Annotated in this window: 21 protein-coding genes and 1 pseudogene; 16 read left to right on the forward strand and 6 right to left on the reverse strand. The window is 64.1% G+C overall.

Going from position 1 to position 23,862, the window contains the following annotated elements; genetic code table 11:
• From NKI85_RS30280 to NKI85_RS30300, 5 genes and pseudogenes are all read left to right on the forward strand, one after another.
• Window positions 1-217: pseudogene (locus NKI85_RS30280) on the forward strand (DUF4126 domain-containing protein); the annotation flags it as partial.
• Entirely contained in the window at window positions 214-1,590 is a 1,377-nt protein-coding gene (locus NKI85_RS30285; RefSeq protein WP_352523112.1) for an FAD-containing oxidoreductase, read from the forward strand. The pseudogene NKI85_RS30280 and the gene NKI85_RS30285, both read left to right, overlap by 4 nt.
• 130 nt (window positions 1,591-1,720) lie before the next feature.
• A complete protein-coding gene (locus tag NKI85_RS30290) occupies window positions 1,721-2,788 on the forward strand; it encodes a M14 family metallopeptidase (protein ID WP_352523111.1) in 1,068 nt (355 codons plus the stop codon).
• Window positions 2,789-3,011: 223 nt separating this feature from the next.
• Window positions 3,012-5,201 carry an anthranilate synthase gene (locus NKI85_RS30295; protein WP_352523110.1) on the forward strand — a complete coding sequence of 730 codons (2,190 nt, stop codon included), beginning with the start codon at window positions 3,012-3,014 and terminating at the stop codon, window positions 5,199-5,201.
• A 32-nt stretch (window positions 5,202-5,233) separates the two neighbouring features.
• Window positions 5,234-6,163 (forward strand): cation diffusion facilitator family transporter, encoded by a 930-nt coding sequence (locus NKI85_RS30300; protein ID WP_352523109.1) that lies wholly within the window; start codon window positions 5,234-5,236, stop codon window positions 6,161-6,163.
• Between the two features lie 6 nt (window positions 6,164-6,169).
• On the opposite strand, the gene NKI85_RS30305 is transcribed toward NKI85_RS30300, so the two are convergent.
• The 3 genes from NKI85_RS30305 to NKI85_RS30315 all read right to left on the reverse strand — a co-directional run bounded on the left by NKI85_RS30305 (window position 6,170) and on the right by NKI85_RS30315 (window position 7,968).
• Window positions 6,170-6,556, reverse strand: a complete 387-nt coding sequence (locus tag NKI85_RS30305; RefSeq protein WP_352523108.1) for a type II toxin-antitoxin system VapC family toxin — start codon at window positions 6,554-6,556, stop codon at window positions 6,170-6,172.
• Window positions 6,553-6,798, reverse strand: a complete 246-nt coding sequence (locus NKI85_RS30310; protein ID WP_352523107.1) for an antitoxin — start codon at window positions 6,796-6,798, stop codon at window positions 6,553-6,555. Before NKI85_RS30310 ends, NKI85_RS30305 begins: the two co-directional genes overlap by 4 nt.
• 75 nt (window positions 6,799-6,873) lie before the next feature.
• A complete protein-coding gene (locus tag NKI85_RS30315; protein ID WP_352779813.1) occupies window positions 6,874-7,968 on the reverse strand; it encodes a hypothetical protein in 1,095 nt (364 codons plus the stop codon).
• A gap of 101 nt (window positions 7,969-8,069) precedes the next feature.
• On the opposite strand from NKI85_RS30315, the gene NKI85_RS30320 reads away from it, so the two are divergent.
• The 6 genes from NKI85_RS30320 to NKI85_RS30345 all read left to right on the forward strand — a co-directional run bounded on the left by NKI85_RS30320 (window position 8,070) and on the right by NKI85_RS30345 (window position 14,863).
• Window positions 8,070-8,522, forward strand: a complete 453-nt coding sequence (locus NKI85_RS30320) for a DsrE family protein (protein WP_352523105.1) — start codon at window positions 8,070-8,072, stop codon at window positions 8,520-8,522.
• 71 nt (window positions 8,523-8,593) lie between these two features.
• Window positions 8,594-9,397: an SDR family NAD(P)-dependent oxidoreductase gene (locus NKI85_RS30325; RefSeq protein ID WP_352523104.1), complete on the forward strand. Its 804-nt coding sequence runs from the start codon at window positions 8,594-8,596 to the stop codon at window positions 9,395-9,397.
• 49 nt (window positions 9,398-9,446) lie between these two features.
• Window positions 9,447-9,755 carry a putative quinol monooxygenase gene (locus tag NKI85_RS30330; RefSeq protein WP_352523103.1) on the forward strand — a complete coding sequence of 103 codons (309 nt, stop codon included), beginning with the start codon at window positions 9,447-9,449 and terminating at the stop codon, window positions 9,753-9,755.
• 525 nt (window positions 9,756-10,280) lie between these two features.
• Window positions 10,281-11,369 (forward strand): AbrB family transcriptional regulator, encoded by a 1,089-nt coding sequence (locus NKI85_RS30335; protein ID WP_352523102.1) that lies wholly within the window; start codon window positions 10,281-10,283, stop codon window positions 11,367-11,369.
• Between the two features lie 192 nt (window positions 11,370-11,561).
• On the forward strand, window positions 11,562-13,649 hold the full coding sequence (locus NKI85_RS30340) for a TonB-dependent siderophore receptor (protein WP_352523101.1): 2,088 nt from the start codon (window positions 11,562-11,564) through the stop codon (window positions 13,647-13,649).
• The gene (locus NKI85_RS30345) at window positions 13,649-14,863 is read left to right on the forward strand and encodes an MFS transporter (RefSeq protein WP_352523100.1); all 1,215 of its coding nucleotides are present in this window, start codon (window positions 13,649-13,651) and stop codon (window positions 14,861-14,863) included. Before NKI85_RS30340 ends, NKI85_RS30345 begins: the two co-directional genes overlap by 1 nt.
• Before the next feature lie 21 nt (window positions 14,864-14,884).
• Here NKI85_RS30345 and NKI85_RS30350 read toward each other — a convergent pair whose 3' ends face one another.
• Complete coding sequence (locus NKI85_RS30350; protein WP_352523099.1) at window positions 14,885-16,045, reverse strand: siderophore-interacting protein; 1,161 nt, start codon at window positions 16,043-16,045, stop codon at window positions 14,885-14,887.
• A 120-nt stretch (window positions 16,046-16,165) separates the two neighbouring features.
• Complete coding sequence (locus NKI85_RS30355) at window positions 16,166-16,396, reverse strand: hypothetical protein (protein WP_352523098.1); 231 nt, start codon at window positions 16,394-16,396, stop codon at window positions 16,166-16,168.
• 551 nt (window positions 16,397-16,947) lie between these two features.
• Here NKI85_RS30355 and leuA point away from each other — a divergent pair.
• From leuA to NKI85_RS30375, 4 genes are all read left to right on the forward strand, one after another.
• A complete protein-coding gene (gene leuA / locus NKI85_RS30360) occupies window positions 16,948-18,687 on the forward strand; it encodes a 2-isopropylmalate synthase (RefSeq protein ID WP_352779817.1) in 1,740 nt (579 codons plus the stop codon).
• A 143-nt stretch (window positions 18,688-18,830) separates the two neighbouring features.
• Complete coding sequence (locus NKI85_RS30365) at window positions 18,831-20,615, forward strand: tetratricopeptide repeat protein (protein ID WP_352523096.1); 1,785 nt, start codon at window positions 18,831-18,833, stop codon at window positions 20,613-20,615.
• Between the two features lie 182 nt (window positions 20,616-20,797).
• Window positions 20,798-21,601 carry an alpha/beta fold hydrolase gene (locus NKI85_RS30370; protein WP_352523095.1) on the forward strand — a complete coding sequence of 268 codons (804 nt, stop codon included), beginning with the start codon at window positions 20,798-20,800 and terminating at the stop codon, window positions 21,599-21,601.
• 134 nt (window positions 21,602-21,735) lie between these two features.
• Entirely contained in the window at window positions 21,736-22,353 is a 618-nt protein-coding gene (locus NKI85_RS30375) for a hypothetical protein (RefSeq protein WP_352523094.1), read from the forward strand.
• Between the two features lie 22 nt (window positions 22,354-22,375).
• Here NKI85_RS30375 and NKI85_RS30380 read toward each other — a convergent pair whose 3' ends face one another.
• Window positions 22,376-23,308 carry a metallophosphoesterase family protein gene (locus NKI85_RS30380; RefSeq protein WP_352523093.1) on the reverse strand — a complete coding sequence of 311 codons (933 nt, stop codon included), beginning with the start codon at window positions 23,306-23,308 and terminating at the stop codon, window positions 22,376-22,378.
• A 53-nt stretch (window positions 23,309-23,361) separates the two neighbouring features.
• Between NKI85_RS30380 and NKI85_RS30385 the strand changes: the two genes are divergently transcribed.
• Window positions 23,362-23,862: an NUDIX domain-containing protein gene (locus tag NKI85_RS30385; protein WP_352523092.1), complete on the forward strand. Its 501-nt coding sequence runs from the start codon at window positions 23,362-23,364 to the stop codon at window positions 23,860-23,862.

Here is a 23,862-nt window from a genome sequence, read left to right on the forward strand (position 1 = left end):
TTGGGCGGTTTTCCCCGGGGGGGTTAGCGGCGCCACCAGGGGCGCCCCACGGGGCGGCCGCTCCGCGGGCCCCTGCGGCGCGGGTAGGGGCCCGGGGGGCGGCGCCGAGGCCCGTAAACGCCTGGCCGCTGCCTTCGGCAAGGATCCGCCCGCCGCCTTCATCGAGGACGCGGTGGCGATCGTCGGCGGCCTGTTGATCGTGGCGGCGGTGGCATGACGGCAAAGACATTCGACGCCATCATCATCGGCGCCGGCCAGGCCGGGCCGCCGCTTGCCGGCCGGCTGACCGCGGCCGGCATGAGCGTGGCATTGATCGAGCGAAAGCTGGTCGGCGGCACCTGCGTCAACACCGGCTGCATGCCGACCAAGGCGATGGTGGCGAGTGCCTACGCCGCGCACCTCGCCCGCCGCGCCGCCGATTACGGCGTAACGCTCTCCGGTCCGGTCGGCGTCGACTATCACGCGATTAAGGCGCGCAAGGACAAGGTATCGAACGATGCCCGCGGCAATCTCGAAAGCTGGATCGCCAGCATGGATAAATGCACGCTTTATCGCGGCCATGCGCGTTTTGAATCCGCCAACACGGTGCGCGTCGGCAACGACCTGCTGAGCGCCGAAAAGATATTCCTCAACACCGGCGGCCGCGCTTCGGTGCCGGACCTGCCCGGCGTCCACGATATTTCGTATTTGACTAATTCGTCGATGATGGATCTGGACGAGCTGCCGCGCCATCTCATCGTCGTTGGCGGCAGCTACGTCTCGCTCGAATTCGCGCAGATGTTCCGCCGTTTCGGTTCAGAGGTCACGGTGATCGAAAAGAGCCCGCGGCTGATCGGCCGCGAGGACGAGGACGTCTCGGACGCCATTCTGTCCATCCTCGAAAACGAAGCCATCACCGTCCATCTCGGCGCCGACGACATACGCTTTGTCAAACATGGCAACGAAATTGCCGTGACCTTTTCGGCCGGCAAGGCGGCTGCGGTCGGCTCGCATGTGCTGCTGGCGCTGGGCAGGACACCCAACACCGACGATCTCGGCCTCGACAAAGCCGGCGTCGAGCTCGACAAAAATGGCTTCATCGTCGTCGACGACCAGCTCCGCACCAGCGTTCTCGGCATCTGGGCGATGGGCGACTGCAACGGCAAGGGCGCCTTCACCCACACCTCCTACAACGACTACGAGATCGTCGCCGCCAACCTGCTCGACAACGATCCGCGCAAGGTCAGCGACCGCATCGAGGCCTATGCGCTCTATATCGACCCGCCGCTCGGCCGCTGCGGCATGACCGAAACCGCGGTACGAAAGTCCGGCCGCCGCGCCCTGGTCGGCCAGCGGCCGATGACCCGTGTCGGCCGCGCCGTCGAGAAAGGCGAGACCCAAGGCTTCATGAAGATCCTGGTCGATGCCGACAGCCAGGAAATCCTCGGCTGCGCGGTGCTCGGCCCGGGCGGCGACGAGGCGGTGCACTGCGTGCTCGACCTGATGTACGCCAAGGCACCGGTCAGCACGCTGGCGCGCGCCATGCACATCCATCCGAACGTCTCGGAGCTGCTGCCGACCATCGCCGGGGAATTGAAGCCGCTGGTGTAAGCCGGACGTATCTCGCGACCCTCGCGCATCCTGCCGAGCAGGCTCATTGCGCCCATAGCGCCGCTGGCTGGACCAATCGACAAGCGCGCCGGCGACGGGCATGCCTTCCGAACTCTTCACGGAGGACAGCATGCAGAAATCCATCGAACGCATCGCCGGCGACAGCGAAGGCGTTTCCTACGAATTTCCCGTCTTCCGCTTCGCCGGGTCGGACAGTACCGCGCCTTCCGCCTATCTGCAGGCGGCGCTTCATGCCGGCGAATTGCCGGGCGTCGTCGCCATCGACGCGCTGGTGCCTATGCTGGCGAAGGCGGAAGCCGAAGGCCGCGTCAGGGGCAATATCACCATCGTGCCCTGGGCCAATCCGATCGGCCGCGCGCAATATCTTTACGGCGAGCACCAGGGCCGCTTCCATCTGGGCACGCGCACCAATTTCAACCGCGCCTTTCCGCTGCTCGCCGCACCCGACATCGCGCTCTTGCCTGCGCATGGCACGGTCGACCAGCGACTGAAGACGCGGCTGCTGCAACTCTCCATCGGCCGCGACATCGTGCTCGACCTGCACTGCGATGACGAGGGCCTTGCCTATCTCTACGTCCACACCAGCCTGTGGCCAGCCATGGCGGATTGTGCGGCGGCGATGGGCGTCGATGCGGTGATGCTATGGGACGAAGACCCCGACGGCACCTTCGAGGGCGCCTCGATCATGCCGTATCAGAATGTCCCCGCCGACGTCGCGCGCTTCGACCGGCGCGTCGCCACCACGGTTGAATATCGCGGCATACTCGACGTCGACGGCGCTCTGGCCGGCGCCGATGCCGAAGGGCTCTACCGGCTGCTGGTGGCGCGCGGCGTCATCCTGGATCGGGCGCTGTCACCGCCCGGCGGCTTTGCCGGGCCCAGTCCTTTTACCGGTATTGTCGCGCCGCTCGAAAACATCGATATGATGCCGGCGCCCCGCTCGGGCGCGATCCTTTATGACGTGAAGCCGGGCGACCGGGTAGCCAAGGGCGCGCGGCTTGCCACCATCGTCCATGCGCCCGGTGAGCCCAATGGCCGCACGGAAGTATTGGCGCCGCAGGCGGGCATTATCCTGACACGGCGTTCCCGGCGCATCATCCGTGCCGGCGAAGACCTCTTGAAGCTGGTCGGCGACAGGAAGAGCGCCGATGCAAGGTCGGGGACGCTGGAGGACTGAGGCCTTCATTGAATCCAGTTGCGCGGCCGTCCAATCGCCGCTATGGGAATCGCCATGAATATGCGTTCGATCAAGACCATTTGGTGGTGGGCTCGCTGACAGCGGCCTGTTCGAACGCGTTCGCGTGAAAATAGAGGGTGGCCGCAGCGGAATGTCCGGGCGGCCATTTGTTTTTCAAGCCATTCCCGGGTCCGTTGCCCCAAAGACGCTGATGGAGACGGCAATGACGACGAAAGTTCTGGAGAATGGAGCCGAGCGCTTCGTCACGGCGGGTGGCGTGGCGATCACCCGCCAGCGCCATGATCGGCCGTATGAGGGGGCGATCGACAACTATGTCGATGGCCTGAACTCGCGCCGCGGCGCGGTGTTTTCCTCGAATTACGAATATCCCGGCCGCTATACGCGCTGGGACACCGCCATCATCGATCCGCCGCTGGTGATCTCGGCACACGGCCGCGCCATGCGCATCGATGCCTTGAACAGCCGTGGCCAGGTGCTTTTGCCGGTGATCGGCAAGGCGCTTGCCGGTCTTGACGACGTAACGATCGCCGAGACGTCGCAGAAACTCATCCGCCTCGACATCGCCAAGCCCGGCCGTGTCTTCACCGAAGAGGAACGCAGCCGCGTCCCTTCGGTCTTCACCGTGCTGCGCGCCATCACCGCTTTGTTCAAGACCGAGGAGGACGCCAATCTCGGCCTCTATGGCGCCTTCGGCTACGACCTCGCCTTCCAGTTCGATCCGGTCGACTACAAGCTCGAGCGCAAGCAGAGCCAGCGCGACCTCGTGCTGTTCCTGCCCGACGAGATTCTCGTCGTCGACCACTATTCGACCAAGGCCTGGACCGATCGCTACGACTACTCCGGCGACGGCTTCTCGACCGAAGGCCTGCCGCGCGACGAAATCGTCGAGCCGTTCAGGACCGCCGACCGCATCCCGCCGCGCGGCGACCACGAGCCCGGCGAATATGCCAAGCTGGTGCGCAAGGCGATGAAGAGCTTTGAACGCGGCGATCTCTTCGAAGTTGTGCCGGGGCAGATGTTCTACGAGCGCTGCGAAACCCAGCCTTCCGAGATTTCGCGCAAGCTGAAGAGCATCAACCCCTCGCCCTATTCCTTCTTCATCAATCTCGGCGAGGGCGAATATCTGATCGGCGCTTCGCCGGAAATGTTCGTGCGCGTCAACGGCCGCCGCGTCGAGACCTGCCCGATCTCCGGCACCATCAAGCGCGGCGACGACGCCATTTCCGATAGCGAGCAGATCCTGAAGCTGCTCAATTCCAAGAAGGACGAGTCCGAACTCACCATGTGCTCGGATGTCGACCGCAACGACAAGTCGAGGGTCTGCGAGCCGGGCTCGGTGCGCGTCATCGGCCGCCGCCAGATCGAGATGTATTCGCGCCTGATCCACACTGTCGACCACATTGAGGGACGGCTGCGCGAAGGCATGGATGCTTTCGACGCCTTCCTGTCGCATGCCTGGGCAGTCACCGTCACCGGCGCGCCGAAATTATGGGCCATGCGCTTCATCGAGCAGAACGAGAAGAGCCCGCGCGCCTGGTACGGCGGGGCGATCGGCATGGTCAATTTCAACGGTGACATGAACACCGGCCTGACGCTTCGCACCATTCGCATCAAGGACGGCATTGCCGAGGTCCGCGCCGGCGCCACGCTGCTCTTCGACAGCATTCCCGAGGAAGAAGAAGCCGAAACCGAACTGAAGGCATCCGCCATGCTCTCCGCCATCCGCGACGCCAAATCAGGCAATGCCGCCAGCACCGAACGCAGCACGGCGCGTGTCGGCGACGGCGTCAACATCCTCCTGGTCGACCACGAGGACAGCTTCGTCCATACGCTCGCCAACTATTTCCGCCAGACCGGCGCCAATGTCTCGACGGTGCGCACGCCGGTGCCGGACGAGGTCTTCGACCGGCTGAAGCCAAACCTGGTCGTGCTGTCGCCCGGCCCCGGCACGCCGAAGGACTTCGACTGCGCCGCTACCATCAAGCGAGCTCGTGCGCGCGACCTGCCGATCTTCGGCGTCTGCCTCGGGCTGCAGGCGCTGGCCGAGGCCTATGGCGGCGAGCTGCGGCAGTTGCATATCCCGATGCATGGTAAGCCGTCGCGCATCCGCGTGTCGAAGCCGGGCATCATCTTCTCCGGCCTGCCCAAGGAGGTGACGGTCGGCCGTTACCATTCGATCTTTGCCGATCCGGTGCGGCTGCCCGATGGTTTTGTCGTCACCGCCGAGACCGAAGACGGCATCATCATGGCCTTCGAGCACCGCAAGGAGCCAATCGCCGCGGTGCAGTTCCACCCGGAATCGATCATGACGCTTGGCCACAACGCCGGCATGCGCATCATCGAGAACATCGTCGCGCACCTGCCGCGCAAGGCCAAGGAAAAGGCCGCTTAATTCGAGGGCTCAGTGTTGGGATTTCTTCCCCAGTGACCGCGGTGGATAGCAAAGCCGCCGCCAGGCAGAAGGTCGCCAGCCTCGCCTTCTGGTCGATCGTCGTCGCCTGCGTCGTGCTCGGCCTGAAGCTGGTGGCCTGGTACGTCACCGGTTCGGTTGCGCTTTATTCGGACGCACTGGAATCGATCGTCAACGTCATTGCCTCGGCGGCCGCCTATTGGGCGATCCGGGTCAGCTACAAGCCGGCCGACCAGGACCATCCGTTCGGCCACCACAAGGCCGAGTATTTCTCGGCCGTCCTGGAAGGCGTGCTGATCGTGCTTGCCGCATTGCTGATCCTCAACGAGGTCTGGTGGTCCTGGCAGCATCCCGCCCCGCTTGAGCAGCCATGGACCGGCCTCGCCGTCAACGGCGTCGCAACGGTCATCAATGCCGTCTGGGCCTCGACGCTGATCCGCACCGGCCGGGTCGAAAAATCACCAGCGCTGGTCGCCGACGGCAGGCACATCATGACCGACGTGGCGACCTCGGTCGGTGTGTTCATCGGCCTGGTCGGCGCCGTGCTGACCGGCTGGCAGGTTCTCGATCCGGCTCTTGCCGTGATCGTGGCGCTGAACATCCTGTGGCAGGGCTGGCACGTCATCGGCTCGTCGATGAACGGCCTGATGGACCGCGCCGTCGACACTCAGGAACATATCCGCATCCGCGACATCATCTCGGCCAATTGCAAGGGTGCGCTCGAGGTCCACGATCTGAAGACGCGAATCGCCGGCCGCGCCACCTTCATCGAGTTCCATCTGGTCGTCGACGCCGACATGTCGGTCGGGGCCAGCCACGTCATCTGCGACCGTATCGAGGACGCGCTGCAGGCCGAGATTCCTTCCGTCCGCGTCATCATCCATGTCGAGCCCGACGACGAGGCGAAACTGCCCAAGGGCACGACGGCCGTGCCCTTCGCGTGAAGCAATTCACCACGTTTCGATTGCGAGATCGTTGATCCGTTCGAATTCCCGTACATTGCGGGTGATCAGCGTGAGATTTCGGGCACGCGCCTGCGCGCCAATCAACGCATCATAGGGGCCAATCGGGGTTCCCGACGTCGCAAGCACTGCCCGAATCTCGCCGGCATGCCTTGCATCTTCCCGATCGAATTCGAGAACCGGGAACTGGAGTGCTTCGATGCGCGACAGATTGTCGGTCTTTCGCTGACTCTTTTGAGCACCATAGTAGAGCTCGTGCACTACAATCGCCGACATTGCGAAATCCTGCGGGCCGTGGGACGTGAGCCGCGCCAGCAGGTCCGCATCGCCTTTCATAACGGCAATGACGGCATTGGTGTCGAGCAGATAGATCACTTGAAGGTCTCGTCCAAAGCCGGTCGATGCTGCTCAGCCGGACGTTCCAGCGCTGCCTCGGCGAAATCGTCATCGAGCGGACCGATCACCTTGTCGAGCCAAGCCCAGTCCTGCGCAAGCGGTTCGAGAATGACACCTTGGCCATGGCGGCGAATCGAAACCTCATCGGTTTCGAAGCGGAATTCCTTTGGCAGGCGAACCGCCTGCGAGCGACCTGACCAGAACACCTTTGCCTTTTCCATCGCGCTCAGCTCCTAAAAAGATATACGGCAAAGATATATACCGTCCCCATGGATGACAAGATGGCCGACCAAATTTCACGGCCCGCACGCGGCCTGCGGCATCGGCTCCAGCCGGTAGACCTTGTCGTCGGAGCTGGTGTCGTCCTCCGCCGAGCACAAATCGACGATCGGCAGGCCGCTGTTCGGGTTGGCCAGCATCATCGTGCCGTTGGCGCCGCGGCGAAGGAAGACCTCCTTTTGCGCGATATCGCAGGAGGCACCACCCGTCTTCGCGCTCGCCGCGCAGCGCCATTGGTCGCCCTCGCCCTGGCAGTTATAGACCTGCGTGACCTTGGCCGATTTCTGCCGCGTGGTAACCGAAACGGCGATATCGGCGCCGCTTGGCCAATTGGCCGGATCGCGAGCTCCGGCGAAAGACGCCAGCTCGACCGGTCCGCGATAAACCCGGATCGTCTGCGTCAGCTGATCGGGATGCGAGCCGAGATGCGCGGCATCGTAGTCACGACCGTAGCAGAAGGCCTGGTCCGGCTTCAGCCGCTCGCGCAATGGCGGGCCAAGTGCCGGATCGATCGGGTCGATGCGCGCGAACTCCGCCTTGCAGGTCGCGGCCGGCATCGGGTCGAGCCTGAAGCCGTTGTCGTCCTTGCCCAACGCCTGCCGTTCGTACTCCGCCTTGCCGAGCTCGTCTTCCGATCCCGCGTCTAGATAGAGGTCGGGCTGCACGTCCGAGACGATCAGCCGGCCTTTGTCGTCGACCTTCAGCGAAGCCATGGTGCGATCGCAGTCCATGCCGCAATGGATCGGGCCGGTCTTGCCGTCCTCCGACTCATGACTGCACCAGCCGCCGAGCCATTCCGGCGCCTTTGCGCCGCGCACCGTCGTCGCCATGAAGCCATTGTAGGAGGAATCGACGCCGGTGCTTGGCTCCTCGTTCGGCCGGCTGACCGGATCGCGGCCATAATAGAAGAAGATGCGCGTCACCTTCTGGTGCGGATGCGACTTGAGATGCGCGGGGTCGTAGACGCGGCCGAAGCAGGCGTCCTTGCCGTCCGGGCTGAGCTCGGTGAGTCTGAGCGTGTCGTCGGCGAAAGCAGTGCCCGCGACGGCGGCAAGCAAGGCAACCCCAAGTCGGGCGCCCACAATGGTCCCCATTATGGTCCTCGACGTCATGCTACCCCTCCGTTGCCCCGACAAGACGTGGCGTCAATTTATGCTAGGATCGGGGCCGAGGCCACGCAATTTGCGCGGGCCGGCAAATAGGAGATGAAGCCATGCGACGCCGCGATATTTTCCGCGTCGGTCTTGCCGGGGCCGCCGGGCTTTTCGGGCTGCGCCCCATCAAGGCCGCAGCCATTGAAGTCAAGGCCGTAGAAGAGGAAAGGCAAAAGGTCGCCTATCACCTCAGCGATCTCAACAAGGTCAATTTCGTGCTCGGCAACATCAAGAACCACTTCGAAGGCACCGACGGCAAGGTCGACATCGCGCTTGTCGTGCACGGCCCAGCACTTGCTGCCTTCAAGTCGAAGGGCATATCCGCCGCCATTTCCGGGCGTTTCGCCGGCCTTGTCCAGGACGGGCTCAGCCCGCACGCTTGCGCCAACACCATGCACGGCATGGATATCGGCCTGGCCGACCTGCTCGACGGCTTCCACGCCGCCGACAGAGGCGGCGTCGTCAAGCTCGCCGAATTGCAGCGCCAAGGCTACGCCTATCTGCGGCCATAGGCTTTTACGGACTTGAACGCGAGGACTGCGAGGGCCTACGAAGAGCAGGCAGAGTCCCCGGAGGAATAGACGTGCCAGCCACCACGACCACCACCCTTGTCAGCCCCACTCTGGTCATCCCCGACCTCGCAGGAAAGGCGGTGCTGGTCACCGGCGCCTCGACCGGCATCGGCGCGGCGCTTGCACTTGCCTACGCCGCGCAGAAATGCCGCGTCGCGCTGCACTACAATTCGAGCCGGGTGGCTGCCGAAAACCTGGCCGCGACCATTCGCAACGGCGGCGGCGAGGTATTCCCAGTTCAGGGCGATTTCTCGATCCCCGCCGATGTCGAGCGCGTCGTCGAGGACAGTGCGCAACAATTCGGCCGGCTCGACGGCCTCGTCAACAATGCCGGCGGCATGCTCGGCCGCGTGCCCTATGCCGAGCAGACCGAGGCGCATTACGACGCGGTGATGGACCTCAACGCCCGCTCGGTGCTGACAGCTTCGCGCAAGGCGATCCCATGGCTGAAGCGGCAGGGCGGCTTCATCGTCAACACCTCCTCGATCGCCGCGCGCAACGGCGCCGGTGGCGGCGCCGGCCTTTACGGCTCGGCCAAAGCCTTCGTCTCCAACGTCACGCGCGGCATGGCCAAGGAGCTGATCGGTTTCAACATCCGCGTCAACGCGGTGGCACCCGGCACGATCGCCACACCTTTCCACGAGCGCTACTCGACCGACGACCAGATGAAGGGGATGATCGCCACCATCCCGCAGGGCCGCGCCGGCACCGCCGAGGACTGCGTCGGCGCCTATCTGTTCCTCTCCTCCGATCTGTTGAGCGGCTACATCACCGGCCAGGTGATCGAGGTGAATGGCGGCCAGTTGATGCCGTAGACGGCGAATTGCATACTCCTGGTCGCGTAATCTCAACGGAGCAAAGCGAATGTACGGACTGATCGGCAAGATGCGGGCGACGCGCGGCCAGCGCGACGCAATGATGGACATCCTGCTCGCCAGCACCGGCGCCATGCCCGGCTGCCTGAACTACATCATCGCCACCGACCCGGCCGATGCCGACGCGATCTGGGTGACCGAAGTGTGGACCGACGCCGAAAGCCACAAGGCTTCGCTGCAGCTGCCCGAAGTCCAGGCGGCGATCGCCAAGGCACGGCCGATCATTGCCGGGTTTGAATTCCAGGTGGAAACGCATCCTGTCGGTGGTTTCGGGCTGGCTGGAGTGAAGGCTGGCTAAGGCCGAGGCGCGATAGGCCGGCGAGACAGCGCCCCCCTCTGGCCTGCCGGACATCTCCCCTACGAGGGGGGAGATTGGCCGTCATCTTGGCTTTCGCCAATCACCAAACGTCACAGGAATGAGCGTGGCGCTGGAACAGCCGATCTCCCCCTCGTGGGCAGGGCTATCGCAGATGGAAAGCCGAGGCTTTCGCTCTACGATGTACCCCCACCCCTAACCCCTCCCCACAAGGGGGAGGGAGACTTCCGTTGGCGCTGACCTCGGCAAATTGCCTGCCTTTCGGCGCCAAAAGGAGAAGCAAGGGTGCGCGGCAGCGTTCCCTCCCCCTTGTGGGGAGGGTTAGGGTGGGGTCCATCTTCGTAAGAATCCAAATGCGATTGCCCTGCCCTCGTGGGGGAGATGTCCGGCAGGACAGAGGGGGGGCGCGAAGGATCGCTACGGATGGCGTGGTGCTATCGCCACCCAAGGCTATTTTCTCCGGCAAAGAGGGTTCGCATTTTTCCCCGACCGGTCTAAGAGCCGGATATGGATTCTTCCCCGAACCTGCCGGCCATCGAGCACCTGGCGCGGATTCACAAGGCCTGGCAGTGGCCGGTCCTGGTGGTGGTCTCGGTGCTGTTTGCCGGCGCGCTGGAACTCGCTGCCCTGCCCGCCGCGCTCTTGATCGGGCCGATGCTGGCGGCCATCGTCGCCGGCACCAACGGCGCCACGGTGCGCGTGCCGCGGGTTCTGTTCGGCTCCGCCCAGGCGGTCGTCGGCTGCCTGGTCGCCAGTTCCATCTCGGCCGATATCTTTCCCGTCTTCTACAGGGAATGGCCGCTGTTCCTTGGCGTCGTGATGGCGACAGTCGCGGCATCCAGCCTGCTCGGCTGGCTGATCAGCCGCTGGCGTATCCTGCCCGGCACCACCGCGGTCTGGGGCTCGTCGCCGGGCGCCGCCACCGCCATGGTGCTGATGGCCGGTGCCTTCGGCGCCGACCAGCGCCTCGTCGCCTTCATGCTGTATCTGCGCGTCATCTGCGTCTCGATGACGGCGGCCCTGGTGGCCAAGCTTTGGGTCGACACCTCAGGCATCGAGGTGCCGGCCATCGTCTGGTTCCCGCCGGTCGATCCGCAGGGCTTGGCCGCAACTTTCGCTGTGGCGCTGGTCGGCGGCCTCGCCGGAAAGCTTTTCAGGCTGCCGTCGCCGTTTTTCCTCGGCACCTTCATTTTCGGCACCCTGATTCATCTCGGGCTCGGCGTGACGATGCAGCTACCGCCCTGGCTGCTTGCTCTCAGCTATACGATGATCGGCTGGAGCATCGGCCTGAATTTCACCAGGGCCATTTTGCGCCACGCCGCCCGCGCGCTGCCGCAGATCGTCGGCTCGATCATTGCCCTGATCGTGTTTTGCGGCGGCCTCGCCTTCCTGATCAGCCATCTGCTCGGTATCGACCCGCTGACCGCCTATCTGGCGACCAGCCCCGGCGGCATGGACAGCGTCGCCATCATCGCCGCCGCCGCGCAGCATGTCGACATCTCCTTCGTCATGGCGCTGCAATCGGCACGCTTCCTGATCGTGCTGTTGGTCGGGCCAAGCGTGGCGCGGCTGGTGGCGAGAAGCCTGAAGCCATAACGGCCTGCCGCATCCGCTCTTGAATCCCTAGCCGGTTTTCCTGAAACCGGACGCACTTTGCTGCCGGGCAACCACATCGGACCAGCCTGCGCACAAGCCTCAAAAATAACTTGACTCAAATACTCAGATTTGAGACCGCCTTCCGGCAATGTTGCACGGAAGAATGGAGACGAGTTGATGCGGACACGGGCGATGACATGGCTCCTAGGGATATCGTTGCCAGGCAGCGTTGCCATGCTCGGCCTGTCCGGGCCGGCGCATGCTCAGGACCAGGGAGGCGTCACCGTTCTCAACAAAATCGAGGTGGATGCCGAGAGCGACGAGATTCTCGTGCAGGACGGCTACGTCGCGAAGAAGGACCGCATCGGCACCAAGACCGACACGCCGATCGCTAGGATTCCGCAAGCCGTTTCGGTTGTGACGCAAAAGCAGATCGAGGACCAGAAGCCACGCACGCTGAACGAATCGCTCGGCTATACCGCCAGCGCCAATCCGAACAGCTTCGGCTTCGACACCCGCTACGACGCCTTCTTCCTGCGCGGCTTCCAGGCCTTCTACAACGGCATGTTCCGCGACGGGCTGCGCCAGTACAACGGCCCCTCGGCCTGGTTCAAGACGGAGCCCTACGGCATCGAGGGCGTCACCATACTGAAAGGTCCCGCATCCTCGCTTTACGGCATCAGCGGTCCGGGCGGCATCGTCAACGTCGTCACCAAGCGCCCCAAGGAAGAACGGTTTCGCGAAGTCGAAATGCTGCTTGGCGAGCACAATCGCTTCCAGGCCGCTCTCGACGCTTCCGGCCCGGTGACTGAAGACGGCAGCATCCTCTATCGCTTCACCAGCCTCGGCCGCACCAGCGATACCGACCTGCCCGGTTATCCCGACGACAAGATCTATCTGGCGCCGGCCGTCACCTTCAAGCCGGACGAGGATACCAAGCTGACGATCCTCGGCGAATATTCGAAATCCGTCACCGGCGGCACGGCTGCATTCTACAATTCGGGCGGCGCTCTGACGAATCTCTATGAGGGCGATCCCGCCTGGAACGACTTCGACCAGACCCAGGGCCGCATCGGCTACGAATTCGAGCACCGTTTCAACGACGTGCTGACGGTCCGGCAGAACCTTCGCTACAGCGCCGTCGACAGCGACATCGAATATAGCGGTCATTATCCGAGCGGCCCGGATCTGAAGCGCTACTGGGGCCACTACACCGAGACCATGAAGAACTTCGTCGTCGACAACATGGCGCAGTTCGAATTCGATACCGGCCAGATCAGGCACACGGCGGTAGCCGGCGTCGACTACGCCTGGTCGAACTATGACGCCGGCAGCGGCCTGTCCTATGTCTCCGTCGACGACATCAAGGCCGCTCCGGTCCCCTACTCCGGCGGGCAGGAGATGAACCAGCTCGGCGCCTACCTGCATGACCAGATGGAGTGGAACGATTTCACCCTGTTCGCCAGCGGTCGTTACGATTGGGCCGATACCACCTCGACCGCCGCCGACTTCACCAAGTCCAAGCAGGACGACAGTGCCTTTTCCGGCCGGCTCGGCCTGTCCTACCAGACCGAATGGGGCATCACGCCCTATGTCAACTATTCGACGTCGTTCTCGCCCAATATCGGCTTCGTCTATGACGACGTCAGCAGCCCTATCGGTCGCGTCGCTCGTCCGACCATCGCCACGCAGAAGGAAATCGGCGTCAAATACGAATTTGCCGACTACAATGCCGCCGTTAGCGCCGCTCTGTTCGACATCGACCAGAAGGACGGCGTCGTCTTCGACGCCTCGCAAGGCATCAACAAGCAGCGCCAGCTCGACCTGAACTCGCGCGGCGTCGAACTGGAAGCCAGCGCCTCGCTCGACAACGGCCTCAGCCTCATCGCCTCCTACACCTATCTGCGCGTGAAAATCGAACGCGGCGCCACGGGAACCGCAGGCAAGGAACTGTCGGCAACGCCAAATCACATCCTGTCGCTCTGGGGCCAGTATCAGTTCGAGAACGGCACGCTGGAGGGGCTCGGGCTGGGCACCGGCGTTCGCGTCGCCGGCTCGAGCTATGGCGACGACACCAACACCTTCAAGAACGATGCGCGCGCTTTCGTCGACGCCTCGCTGTCTTATGATTTCGGCTACCGCAACCCCAAGCTTGAGGGCGTGAAGCTGCAGGTCAACGCCAAGAACCTGTTCGACGGTCAAAAGCCCATCTGCTCGGCCGGCTATTGCTACCGCGACGAGGGCCGCTCGCTGTTCGCCAGCCTTCGCTACCGCTTCTGATGTCGATCGCCGTTTCCAGCCGGACATCGTCGCCTGTCGCAATCGTCCTGGCGATCGGCGCGCTTTATGTCTCGCAGAGCGTGATCGGCGGCATCACCTGGGCGGGCCTGCCGGCGGTGATGCGCGACCAGGGCCTGCCGCTTGATCGGATCGGCCTGGTTTCGCTGATCGCGCTGCCATGGGCGCTCAAGTTTCTGTGGTCGCCGGCCGTCGAGCGCTATCGCCTTCCGCCCGTCGGCAAGAACCGCACCGGCACCATCGTCGCCGCCGGTGGGCTCGTGTCCATCGCCGGGCTGTGGGCGGTCGGCGCGCTCGGGCCGGAGGCCTGGTGGCCGGTCCTCGCCTGCCTGACCGCCGTCGCCTTCGCCGCTTCGACCGTCGATATTGCCTGCGATGGTTTCGCCGTGCAGAGCCTGGCCAGGGAAAACCACGGCTGGGGCAACGCCGCGCAGGTCGGCGGCGCCTATCTCGGCTCGGCCATCGGCGCCGGCCTGTTTCTGCTTCTGGTCGACGCTTATGGCTGGCGCATCGCCGTTTGGGCGATGGCCTTGCTGCTTCTGCCGCTCGGTCTGCCCTTCCTGCTCGGCGCGGCCGGCCGCGCGCGCGAGGAGACGCGCGAGCATGTTCCCAGCCTCCTTGACGCGTTGAAGCGTCCCGAAATTCGGCGCGGCCTGGCAGCGTCGGCCATCTATGTCCTGGCGCAGAAGGCGGCGCTGGCCATGCTCGGCCCATTTCTGATCGACGCCGGGCTCGACCTCTCGATGGTCGGGCTTGTCAACGGCGTCGGCAGCATGTTCGTCGGCCTGGCTGCCGCACTCGCCGGCGGCGCTCTCGTCAAATGGTTCGGCCCGCGCAACGTGCTCGTCCTGGCGCTTGTCCTGCAGGCCGGATCGCTGTTCTTCTTTTCGGTCTTCGATCTCTCGGGCGGCTTCTCGACCACCGCTTTGATGGTCGTCGCGGTGCTCAGCTCATCGGGCTTCATGGCTCTTGGCTTCGTCGCCCTTTACGCGCAGTTCATGCGCTGGTCCGATCCAAGACAGGCGGGCGTCGACTTCACGCTGTTCCAGTGCATGGACGCATTGGTGAGCATGGCCGGCGGGATCGCGGCCGGCTACGCCGCGCAGTATTTCGGCTATGGCGCGTTCTTCGCCGGCGCCGGCCTCGTCGCGCTGCTGGCGGCCCCGGCGATCGTCGTGGTATCCGACCGCCGCTGACCGCAGAGCATCCGTTGTGCGCTATTCTTCGCTGCCGTCCGCCCCTTTATCGCCTTGCGTCCCGCGGCGCCAATAGGCGGTGACCAGATGCCGGTCGCGCGGCACGCCCCATTCCTTGCGGACGATCCTGCGGATCTCGCGAAAATCGCCGAACTCGCATCCGGCCCAGACATAGAGATTGCCGGCCAGCGCGGTGCGGCTCCGCTGCTGCAGGACCGCTGGCAGCAGGCTGGCGGTGCCGGCCTCGCGCCCATGCCGATAGAGCCAGGTGACGGCGACGGTCTCGCCCGCGGCCAGCGGGATCCGGTCCTCGGGGCCATCGACCTCGATGAACGCTTCGGCGCGGCTTGACGGCGAAAGCTGCTCCAGGATCCTGCCAATCGCCGGAAGCGCGGTGTCGTCTCCGAGCAGAAGCAGGTTTTCTGCCTCGGGCACGCCGCCGCCACCCGGTCCGATCATGCCGATGACCTCGCCGGCAAGCGCCTTTTCCGCGAAAGCTGCGGCGGGCGTATCCATGCCCGGGTGGAGGACGAAATCGACATCCAGCCAGCCGCTTGCGGCGCCCAGTGCCCGGATCGTGTAGACGCGCACCACGAGAGCGTCCTCGCCCGACGGCCAGACCATCAGGCCGTCGGCGCCCATCGCCGGCCACACCGGCGGCCTGCCGCGCGGCGGCAGCAGCAGCCGCACATGCAAGCCGCCACGGCCAAAGCGCCCGAGATCGTTGCCGGTGAAGCGGACACGCTGCATATGCGGAGAAATCCGCGTCGACGACACCACCGTGATCTCGCGGAAGAAGACCGGCGTGCCGGCATGGCTGCCATCGCCCTGCCAGGCAATTCCCCTGGTCGTGCCGAGATGTTCCGAAAAATGGCCGGCGACCGCCATCTTCATGTAGGACAGGCAGGTCTCGTCTTCGGCCGCGACCCGGATCAGCACGCTTTCATCACCGAGCGTGGCCTTCAACGAGCCGTAATGCGTGCGAAATTCCCATTGATCGGCAAGGCCGGTGTCGATCTCGAACTCGCCGTGCTCGGCGCGCAGCCTGTCCATCACCGACCGGATGGCGGCACCGCTGATCTGGGTTTGCGCGCTCAATTGCTCCATCGCTGCAGCCTTTCCGATGCCGTTGAACCCGAGATCGCCATAGACGCCGGCGCCCTCGCCATCGCGGCATGCCACAACCGGCCCGACGTTTCTACTAAAAGATGATAAACAGAGTCATGTTTTGCATCAAGCCAAAGGATCCAACGCGAGCAACAAGCACCGTGTCGGCGAGGGTGGTCTAAATGACCCTCAACTTCAGCTGATCACCAGGCTGGAGATGCGGTCGCCGTTCAGCGTGAAGGCCATGTCGGCTGGATAGAGGACTTGCACCTCCAAGCTGTCGATCATGCTCGGCACACACAAAAAACCCGCCTCGGGAGGCGGGTCATTGGCGCCAATCAGCACCATAGCCGAATTAGTAGCATAGCTGCCGGCACAAAGCAAGAACAAAGTTGGCCTGCCTTCAGTGTTGAATCGCGGCTCCATTCCAGTGGGTTCCTCGCCCCACGAAAGTGGGGAGAGGTGGCTCGGCGGAGCCGAGACGGAGAGGGGGAACCGCGCTCTACGAAGGCCCCCTCTCCGGCCGCGGAGCCTGTCCTCGGGCTTGCCGAAGGCAAGACCCGTGGGCGGCCACCTCTCCCCCGCTTCGGTGGGCGAGGAACCCAGGTCTCGAGAGTCCCAGGGACAGCACCTCCTCCGGCAGCTTCGCCGACGGTGCTTGCTCCCACTTGCCTCGCTTTGCCCGCTCCTGTATGAAAACCGCATGAGCCCGCGCGCCACCTCTTTTGCGTCCCGTCCGACCGGCATGGCCGGCCAGACCGTTCGCGCGCTCGCCTCCACCCTGCTGCTTCTCGGCCTTATCGGCGATCGCCGGGTTCGCTGAAGGAGCGCCCGGCGGTCGAATTGCCGCTCACGCGCACGCTCCTTGGCCAGTCACAAATTGGCACGTCACATCAAGCGATCGAAATTCTGGTAAAGGCGCCGCTCGCCACCCATCCGCCTGAAGCTGGATCCGCGAGCCGCCGGGAGAAAAGACGATGAACGCACGAGAAGATATCCGTCTGAATGTAGAGGAAATCACCAAGTCTGCGGTAAAAGGCATGCCGGACGCCCCCCGCAAATACCAGCCCTATCCGACCGTCGGCCTTGCCGATCGCACATGGCCTTCGAAAGTGATCGACAAGGCGCCGATCTGGTGCTCGGTCGACCTGCGCGACGGCAACCAGGCGCTGATCGATCCGATGGGGCAGGAACGCAAGGCGCGCATGTTCGCCCTGCTGCTCGACATGGGTTTCAAGGAGATCGAGATCGGCTTCCCCTCGGCCTCGCAGACCGACTTCGATTTCGCCCGCTGGTGCATCGAACAAGGCAACGTGCCCGCCGACGTCTCGCTGCAGGTGCTGGTGCAGTGCCGGCCGGAACTGATCACCCGCACTTTCGAGGCGCTGAAGGGTGCCACCAACCCGATCGTCCATTTCTACAACTCGACCAGCGAACTGCAGCGCCGCGTCGTCTTCGAGAAGGACGTCGCCGGCATCAAGCGCATCGCCACCGATGCGGCCAAGATGATCACCGACATGGCGGCGAAGGCCGGCGGCGGCTACCGTTTCGAATATTCGCCGGAGAGCTTTACCGGCACCGAGCTCGAAGTGGCGCTGGAGATCTGCAACGCGGTCACCGAGATCGTCAAGCCGACGGCGGAAAACAAGCTGATCATCAATCTGCCCTCCACGGTCGAGATGTCGACGCCCAACATCTATGCCGACCGCATCGAATGGATGTGCCGCAACCTCGACAATCGCGAGAACCTGCTGATCTCGCTGCATCCGCACAATGACCGCGGCACCGGCATTGCCACCACCGAACTCGGCCTGATGGCGGGTGCCGACCGCGTCGAAGGCACGCTGTTCGGCAATGGCGAGCGCACCGGCAATGTCGACATCGTCACGCTGGCGCTCAACATGTACACGCAAGGCGTCGATCCCGGGCTCGACTGCTCTGACATCAACCGCATGAAGGACGTCTACGAATACTCCAACCAGCTGAAGATCCCCGAGCGCCACCCTTATGTCGGCGAGCTCGTCTACACCGCCTTTTCCGGCTCGCACCAGGACGCCATCAACAAGGGCATGAAGGCGCTGCGCAAGGCCAACACGCCGCACTGGGAGGTGCCCTATCTGCCGATCGACCCGGCCGATGTCGGCCGCAGCTACGAAGCCATCATCCGCATCAACTCGCAGTCCGGCAAGGGCGGCATCGCCTATGTGCTGCATGCGGATTACGGCCTCAACCTGCCGCGCAACCTGCAGATCGAGTTCAGCCAGGCTATCCAGGCGATCACCGACGCCGAAGGCAAGGAGGTGCCGGTCAAGCGCATCTACGAGGGCTTTCTCGACACCTATGTCGACCAGCCCGGCGCGCGGCTGAAGTTCCTCGACCACCACACCTATCCCGACACCGAGGTCAAGGGCCGGCGCGTGGTTGAAGCGGTGATCCTCGACAGGGGCAAGGAGGTGACCATTACCGGCACCGGCACCGGCCCGATCGACGGCTTCGTCGATGCGCTGTCGCGCCATGTCGGGGTGCCGATGTCGGTGCTCGATTATTCCGAGCATTCCATGCAGCGCGGCTCGAATGCCTCGGCCATTTCCTATGTCGAGATGGAACATCCGGGCGGCAAGCTGTTCGGCGCCGGCATCAACACCAACATCGTCGCCGCCTCGCTCGAAGCCGTGGTTTCGGCCGCCAACCGCATCGTCGGCCAAAAGCGCGGCTAGCCGAAACTGCCAGGCTCGCGCCATCAGCCCACCGGAAATTTATCCGGTGGGTACGCTATCGCACCATAAGCACATGCTTGTATGGCAGCGCCAGCGCTATATGATCGTACCTCAACCTGTGCCGGATTCGAAGGGATCGACACTTGCAGCATACCACGCCTGCCGCCCCCGCAGTGCGCGAAACGTTGGAGCGATTGCTTGCCAGCGAAACGTTCGGGCGATCCGAGCGTGCGCGCAAGCTGCTCCGTTACCTGGTCGAGCGCGAGCAGGCAGGCGAAGCCGACAGGCTCAAGGGCTTCTCCATCGCGATGGACGTTTTCGGCAAGGACGGCGATTTCGATCCGTCGACCGATGCGGTGGTGCGGGTGCAGGCCGGCAGGCTGCGCGAGCTTCTGCAGCAGTACTTTGCCAATGAGGGTGTTGCCGAACCGGTCCGCATCGCCATTCCGCGCGGCGGCTATGTTCCATCCTACGAACTCAACGTCATTCGCTTGCCGCCCGAGGTGGAGACCAAGCCGGGACCAGCAACAGAGGAAGCGGCGACAACCGTCCTTCCCGGATCGCCGGAAGATGCCCGCAACCGGGCACATCCGGCTGCATTGCTGAGCGTTCCAGCCCTCACCCCCGCCGCACCTTCGCTGCAGCGCCATTTGCAGTTCTTCTGGCTGGCGATCGCGCTGGTCATCCTCATGCTGGGCGTGCTGATCCTCCGCCAGGGCAGCGTGGTATTGCTGACCGGCGGCGACACGGCGGTCGAGACCGCGGTTGCGACCGGCAGCATAGCGGCGCCTCCGGTTGAAACCCTTCCCCAGGTTTACATCGCCATCAAGGCCGACAGCGACGCGGCTCGCCGCGTTGCCGCATCGCTGCGCGCCGGCCTTAGCGGCTTCGATACCATCAATTTCATCGGCCGTGATGCCGATAGCCCGCCGGATCCACTTACCGACGCCGCCAACTTCGTGTTCGATGTCCTGCCCGGGCCGCGCACCGGCGACATTGCGCTCGAGCTGCAAAGCGTGGCGACCGGCCGCGTGCTGCTGTCACGCAACCTGACCGCCGGCGACATCACGAACTCCGCCATCGAGGACCATATCTCCGACATTTTGAGCTCGGCTCTTCCCGCCTCGGGCACGATCTACAATTACATCGAGCAGAGCGGCATCCAGACCGGGCTGACGGCGTGTCTGGTGCTCAACGGCAAATATTATCTCGACCAGAACGCCAAGACGCACGAAGCCGCTTACCGCTGCCTCGAAGATCTTGCCAACCGGGAGGCGAAGTCGTCGCTCGTCTATTCGGAACTCGCGTCCTTGCATCTCGAAGCGGTCACCGACCACTACCCCTACCCCGCCGACGCGACGATCGAAAAAGCGATGACGTTTGCCCATCGCGCCATACAGATGGGCCCGACCAGCCCCTATGCGCACCGTGCCCTTGGTTATCTCAATTCGCGCATCGGCAATTCCGAGGAATCGATCCGCTGGATGCGCAAGGCCTACGAGCTCAATTCCTACGATCTCGCAATGGCCGCCGCCTATGGCTACGGGCTGATTTTCGCCGGCAGATACAGCGAGGGCACACCGATCCTTGCTCACGCGGTGGATATCGCCAGCGCCCATCCGACATGGTGGGATTACGGGCTGTTCGCCGGAGAGTTCATGATGGGCGACATGAACAAGGCCACGCTTGCCAGCGACGGCTTGCGAACGACGGAAATGAAATCGCATTATCTGGCGGCGCGGCTGATCGGTGCCAGGGCCGCCGGCCGCGAGAAGCTGACGAGCAGGCTTCTGCAAGAACTGACCACCAAATTCCCGAAATTCGCAGCCGATCCGCGCACGACCTTTGTCGAACGGAGATATCCCGCCGATCTGACCAACCGTCTGGTCGAGGCCCTGCGCGCCGCCGGGCTTGGCGGCGCCAGTTGACGTCTTCCGGCGCCTGAACGACGTCAGGTGATCGCGAAAATTTTACTGGCCATCCGCACGGCCAAAGCGCAATTCAGACACGATTGAACCGGCCCAAACGGATCGCGGCATAAAGACCAATCGCGGCACAAAGACTGATTCCCGGCATCCGGACTGATCCCGGCACAACCCATAAAGTTTGCATGACCCCATCCCTTTACGCTGCCGAACGGGGCACCGGCCCGACGACGATTGTCTTCCTGCATGGCTTCGGTGGCTGCCACGACGACTGGCGCGATGTCGTCGCGCCTCTGGCACCGGGCGCGCGGACCTTGGCCTACGATCTGCCGGGTCATGGCTTGTCGTTTGATTTTCCGGGCGGCGGTCCGGCCAGGATCGCGGCCAGTGCCGTCCTTGCGAACCTTTCCGCTCGCGGGATAAAGCGGGCCCATCTCGTCGGCCATTCGATGGGCGGCGCCGTGGCCGCCCTGATGGCATTGAGCGAGCCGGAAAGAATTGCCTCGCTGACGCTGCTGGCGCCGGGCGGTTTCGGTCCTGAGATCAATGGTCCGCTGCTGCGTCGCTACGCCGCCGCTGCCGGCACGGATGAAATCCGCGCCTGTCTTGCCGCCATGTCGGGACCGCAATGCTGGCCCCCGCAGCATAGGGTCAATCTCCTCAACGAAATGCGCCAGCGTCCCGGCCAGCTGCGGACACTTGTCGAGATCGCAGCGGCCATGACCAGGGATGATCGGCAAGGTGTCATCCGGCGCGAACGGCTCGAAACGCTGAACATGCCGGTCATGGTGGTTTGGGGAAGCGACGACGCGATGCTGCCCGTTAGCCAACCGGACGGCCTGCCGAAGCATTTTCATCTGCACCACGTGCTGGAAGCCGGCCATATGCTGGTCGAGGAAGCGCCCGGCCTGATCGTCGAGGCCGTCCGTCGCAATATGAGGCGCCGCAGCAGACGGCTTCGTCCAGGATTCGCTGCAGCGGCGAGCTGATCGGTCTTCACGCAGGCACGGCGGCGGCGCTGGTGCTCCTCCAGCGAACCCTTGCCGGTCCATCGATCTCGCAAGTGCATTTTGCCGGCGGCTGTGTTAATTCGGTGTTAACCAAACCCCGCGAGGCAACGCCGATGAAGGACGCAGGCGAGAACATCACCCAGATCGATCAGTCGCGAAAACTGTCCGATGCCATTCGCGACATCAAGAACGCCTTCGCCGACCGCGACGACGTCGTGGTCGACATGCGCGAAGCGCATCGCATGCGGCTTGATCTGCTTGCCGCTGAACTCGCGCCGGTCTTCGCCGACGTGCCCACCGACATGGACAGTTTCGACTTCGCCGTCTCGTCCGGCCTGCAGCCACGGCTGTGGATCGACGCCGTCAGCCATGTCGCCATGGGACGCGACCGTCGCACCTATCGCTTTCTCAAGGACACGCGCATCGGCCGCGTCGTGCTCGCCGAGTCGACCGAGATGAAGATCGTTGCCGATCAGGTGACGCGCTATGTCGCCGAGCGCGTCGTCGAACGCCAGAGAATGATGGAAGGCGGCATCGAGCAAGCCGTCGCCAGCCTGAAACGCGCCCTAGTGGCGGAGGCCGAGCCGCCGCTGCAGGTCCCTGCGCGCAGCAACGGCTGGTCGGCGTTCTTCGCGGGCCTCGGCCTGATCGCCGCCGGCGCCCTGGTCGGCCTAGCGGTTTCGCTCGTGCTGTTCTGGGACCGCATCGTCGCGATGAAAATCAGCTTTTAGAGCGACACGCTCCCAGCTGAATTCATCGCGCTCCGGCAAGCGTGGCGTCGGCCTCGACGCCAAGCTCCATTGTCTGCAGGTCGCTGGGCGGCAAGGCCGGCCCGGTCAGGCCGCGGCGCGTCAGCCTGATCCGCCAATCGTCCTTTTCACCGTCGATGTCGAGCAGATTGTATTGCGCCGGCGCATGCGAACTGCCGGGGGCCTGCCCGGTGGCGGCGACCCCGACCACCGGAATCTTGGTCTTGCGGGCACCAATGAAGAAGAGCGACGGCACATGCGAATGGCCGTGCAGCACAAGTTCGGCACCGTGCCGGTGAAGAACCTTGTGGAAGCGGGAGATGCCGAACAGCCGCTTGTTCTGCGAAACGGCGCCGCGCACCGGCGGGTGGTGGATCATGATCACCCGGAACAGGCCTCGCTTGCCTGTGGTGTCGAGCATGTCGCGCAGCCTTTCCGCCTGGCCTTCCAGAAAGAAGCCGTTGGCCATGAACGGAGCCGTGGCGCGCGCCGTCGAGACGCCGATCAACGCAACATTGCCGCGTACGCGCAGATAGGGAAAGGTGTTGCGGTCGACCGGCGTATTGACGCCGTCGCCGGTCATCCACGCAGCCCAGGACCGGCAGGTCTTGTCGAAGGCGCCCGGCACATAGGCGTCATGGTTGCCCGGCACGACCGATACGTCATTGGGCGAGCCCAGCGTCTCCAGCCAGTGTTTGGCCATCTCGATCTCGCCGTCGAGCGCCAGATTGACCAGGTCGCCGGTGATCGTGAGATGATCCGGTCCGCTGGCCTTCATGTCGGCGACGATCGTGTCGATGACGGCATCATGCATGTGGCGGCGGCGGTTGCGCTGCCAATTGACGTAGCCGACCACGCGCTTGGAGGCGAGATCGCGATAGGTTACATCGGGAAGCGGCCCCAGATGGACATCGGAAATATGCGCGAGCCTGAACATCCTTTCTTCATAGGCGACACGCGCGCCGCTTTCCACTCACGGTTTCGCGGACGATGACGACGCCGGATCCGGAGCAAGCCCTGCGTCAGACCGGCTGGCCGGGCTTCCGGGCAAGGCTGTTTCACTTGTATTTCGTACTGCGGCGGCCGATGACGCTCGGCGTGCGCGGCCTGATCCACGACCGCCGCTCCAATTCCGTCTTCCTCATCCGCCACACCTATGTTCCGGGCTGGCACCTGCCCGGCGGCGGTGTCGAGTTGGGCGAGACGATGACCGAGGCGCTGACGCGCGAACTGTTCGAGGAAGGCAACATCGCGCTGACTGGACCGCCGGTGCTGAAATCTCTGCATTTCAACCGCCGGGCCAGCCGCCGCGACCATGTCGGCCTCTATCTGGTCGAAGAGTTCGACCAGCCAGCACCTAAGCTGCCCGACCGCGAGATCGCCGAAGCCGCCTTCTTTCCGCTCGACCGCCTGCCCGAGGGAACGACGCCGGCGACGCTGCGGCGGATTAACGAGATTTTCGACGGCGCGGCGGTCTCGCCCTACTGGTAG

The organism is Mesorhizobium sp. M0571 (assembly GCF_040320985.1).
In the GTDB taxonomy this organism is placed as follows: Bacteria; Pseudomonadota; Alphaproteobacteria; order Rhizobiales; family Rhizobiaceae; genus Mesorhizobium.

Bases quoted from the DNA above. Each gene is read 5' to 3' on its own strand.
- NKI85_RS30290 (WP_352523111.1), top strand. From the start codon at position 1,721: ATGCAGAAATCCATCGAACGCATCGCCGGCGACAGCGAAGGCGTTTCC.
- NKI85_RS30285 (WP_352523112.1), top strand. From the start codon at position 214: ATGACGGCAAAGACATTCGACGCCATCATCATCGGCGCCGGCCAGGCC.
- NKI85_RS30375 (WP_352523094.1), top strand. From the start codon at position 21,736: ATGAAGGACGCAGGCGAGAACATCACCCAGATCGATCAGTCGCGAAAA.
- NKI85_RS30370 (WP_352523095.1), top strand. From the start codon at position 20,798: ATGACCCCATCCCTTTACGCTGCCGAACGGGGCACCGGCCCGACGACG.
- NKI85_RS30355 (WP_352523098.1), bottom strand. From the start codon at position 16,396: ATGGAGCCGCGATTCAACACTGAAGGCAGGCCAACTTTGTTCTTGCTT.
- NKI85_RS30315 (WP_352779813.1), bottom strand. From the start codon at position 7,968: ATGACGTCGAGGACCATAATGGGGACCATTGTGGGCGCCCGACTTGGG.
- NKI85_RS30345 (WP_352523100.1), top strand. From the start codon at position 13,649: ATGTCGATCGCCGTTTCCAGCCGGACATCGTCGCCTGTCGCAATCGTC.
- NKI85_RS30330 (WP_352523103.1), top strand. From the start codon at position 9,447: ATGTACGGACTGATCGGCAAGATGCGGGCGACGCGCGGCCAGCGCGAC.
- NKI85_RS30310 (WP_352523107.1), bottom strand. From the start codon at position 6,798: ATGGAAAAGGCAAAGGTGTTCTGGTCAGGTCGCTCGCAGGCGGTTCGC.
- NKI85_RS30320 (WP_352523105.1), top strand. From the start codon at position 8,070: ATGCGACGCCGCGATATTTTCCGCGTCGGTCTTGCCGGGGCCGCCGGG.
- NKI85_RS30340 (WP_352523101.1), top strand. From the start codon at position 11,562: ATGACATGGCTCCTAGGGATATCGTTGCCAGGCAGCGTTGCCATGCTC.
- NKI85_RS30335 (WP_352523102.1), top strand. From the start codon at position 10,281: ATGGATTCTTCCCCGAACCTGCCGGCCATCGAGCACCTGGCGCGGATT.
- leuA (WP_352779817.1), top strand. From the start codon at position 16,948: ATGAACGCACGAGAAGATATCCGTCTGAATGTAGAGGAAATCACCAAG.
- NKI85_RS30295 (WP_352523110.1), top strand. From the start codon at position 3,012: ATGACGACGAAAGTTCTGGAGAATGGAGCCGAGCGCTTCGTCACGGCG.
- NKI85_RS30380 (WP_352523093.1), bottom strand. From the start codon at position 23,308: ATGTTCAGGCTCGCGCATATTTCCGATGTCCATCTGGGGCCGCTTCCC.
- NKI85_RS30385 (WP_352523092.1), top strand. From the start codon at position 23,362: ATGACGACGCCGGATCCGGAGCAAGCCCTGCGTCAGACCGGCTGGCCG.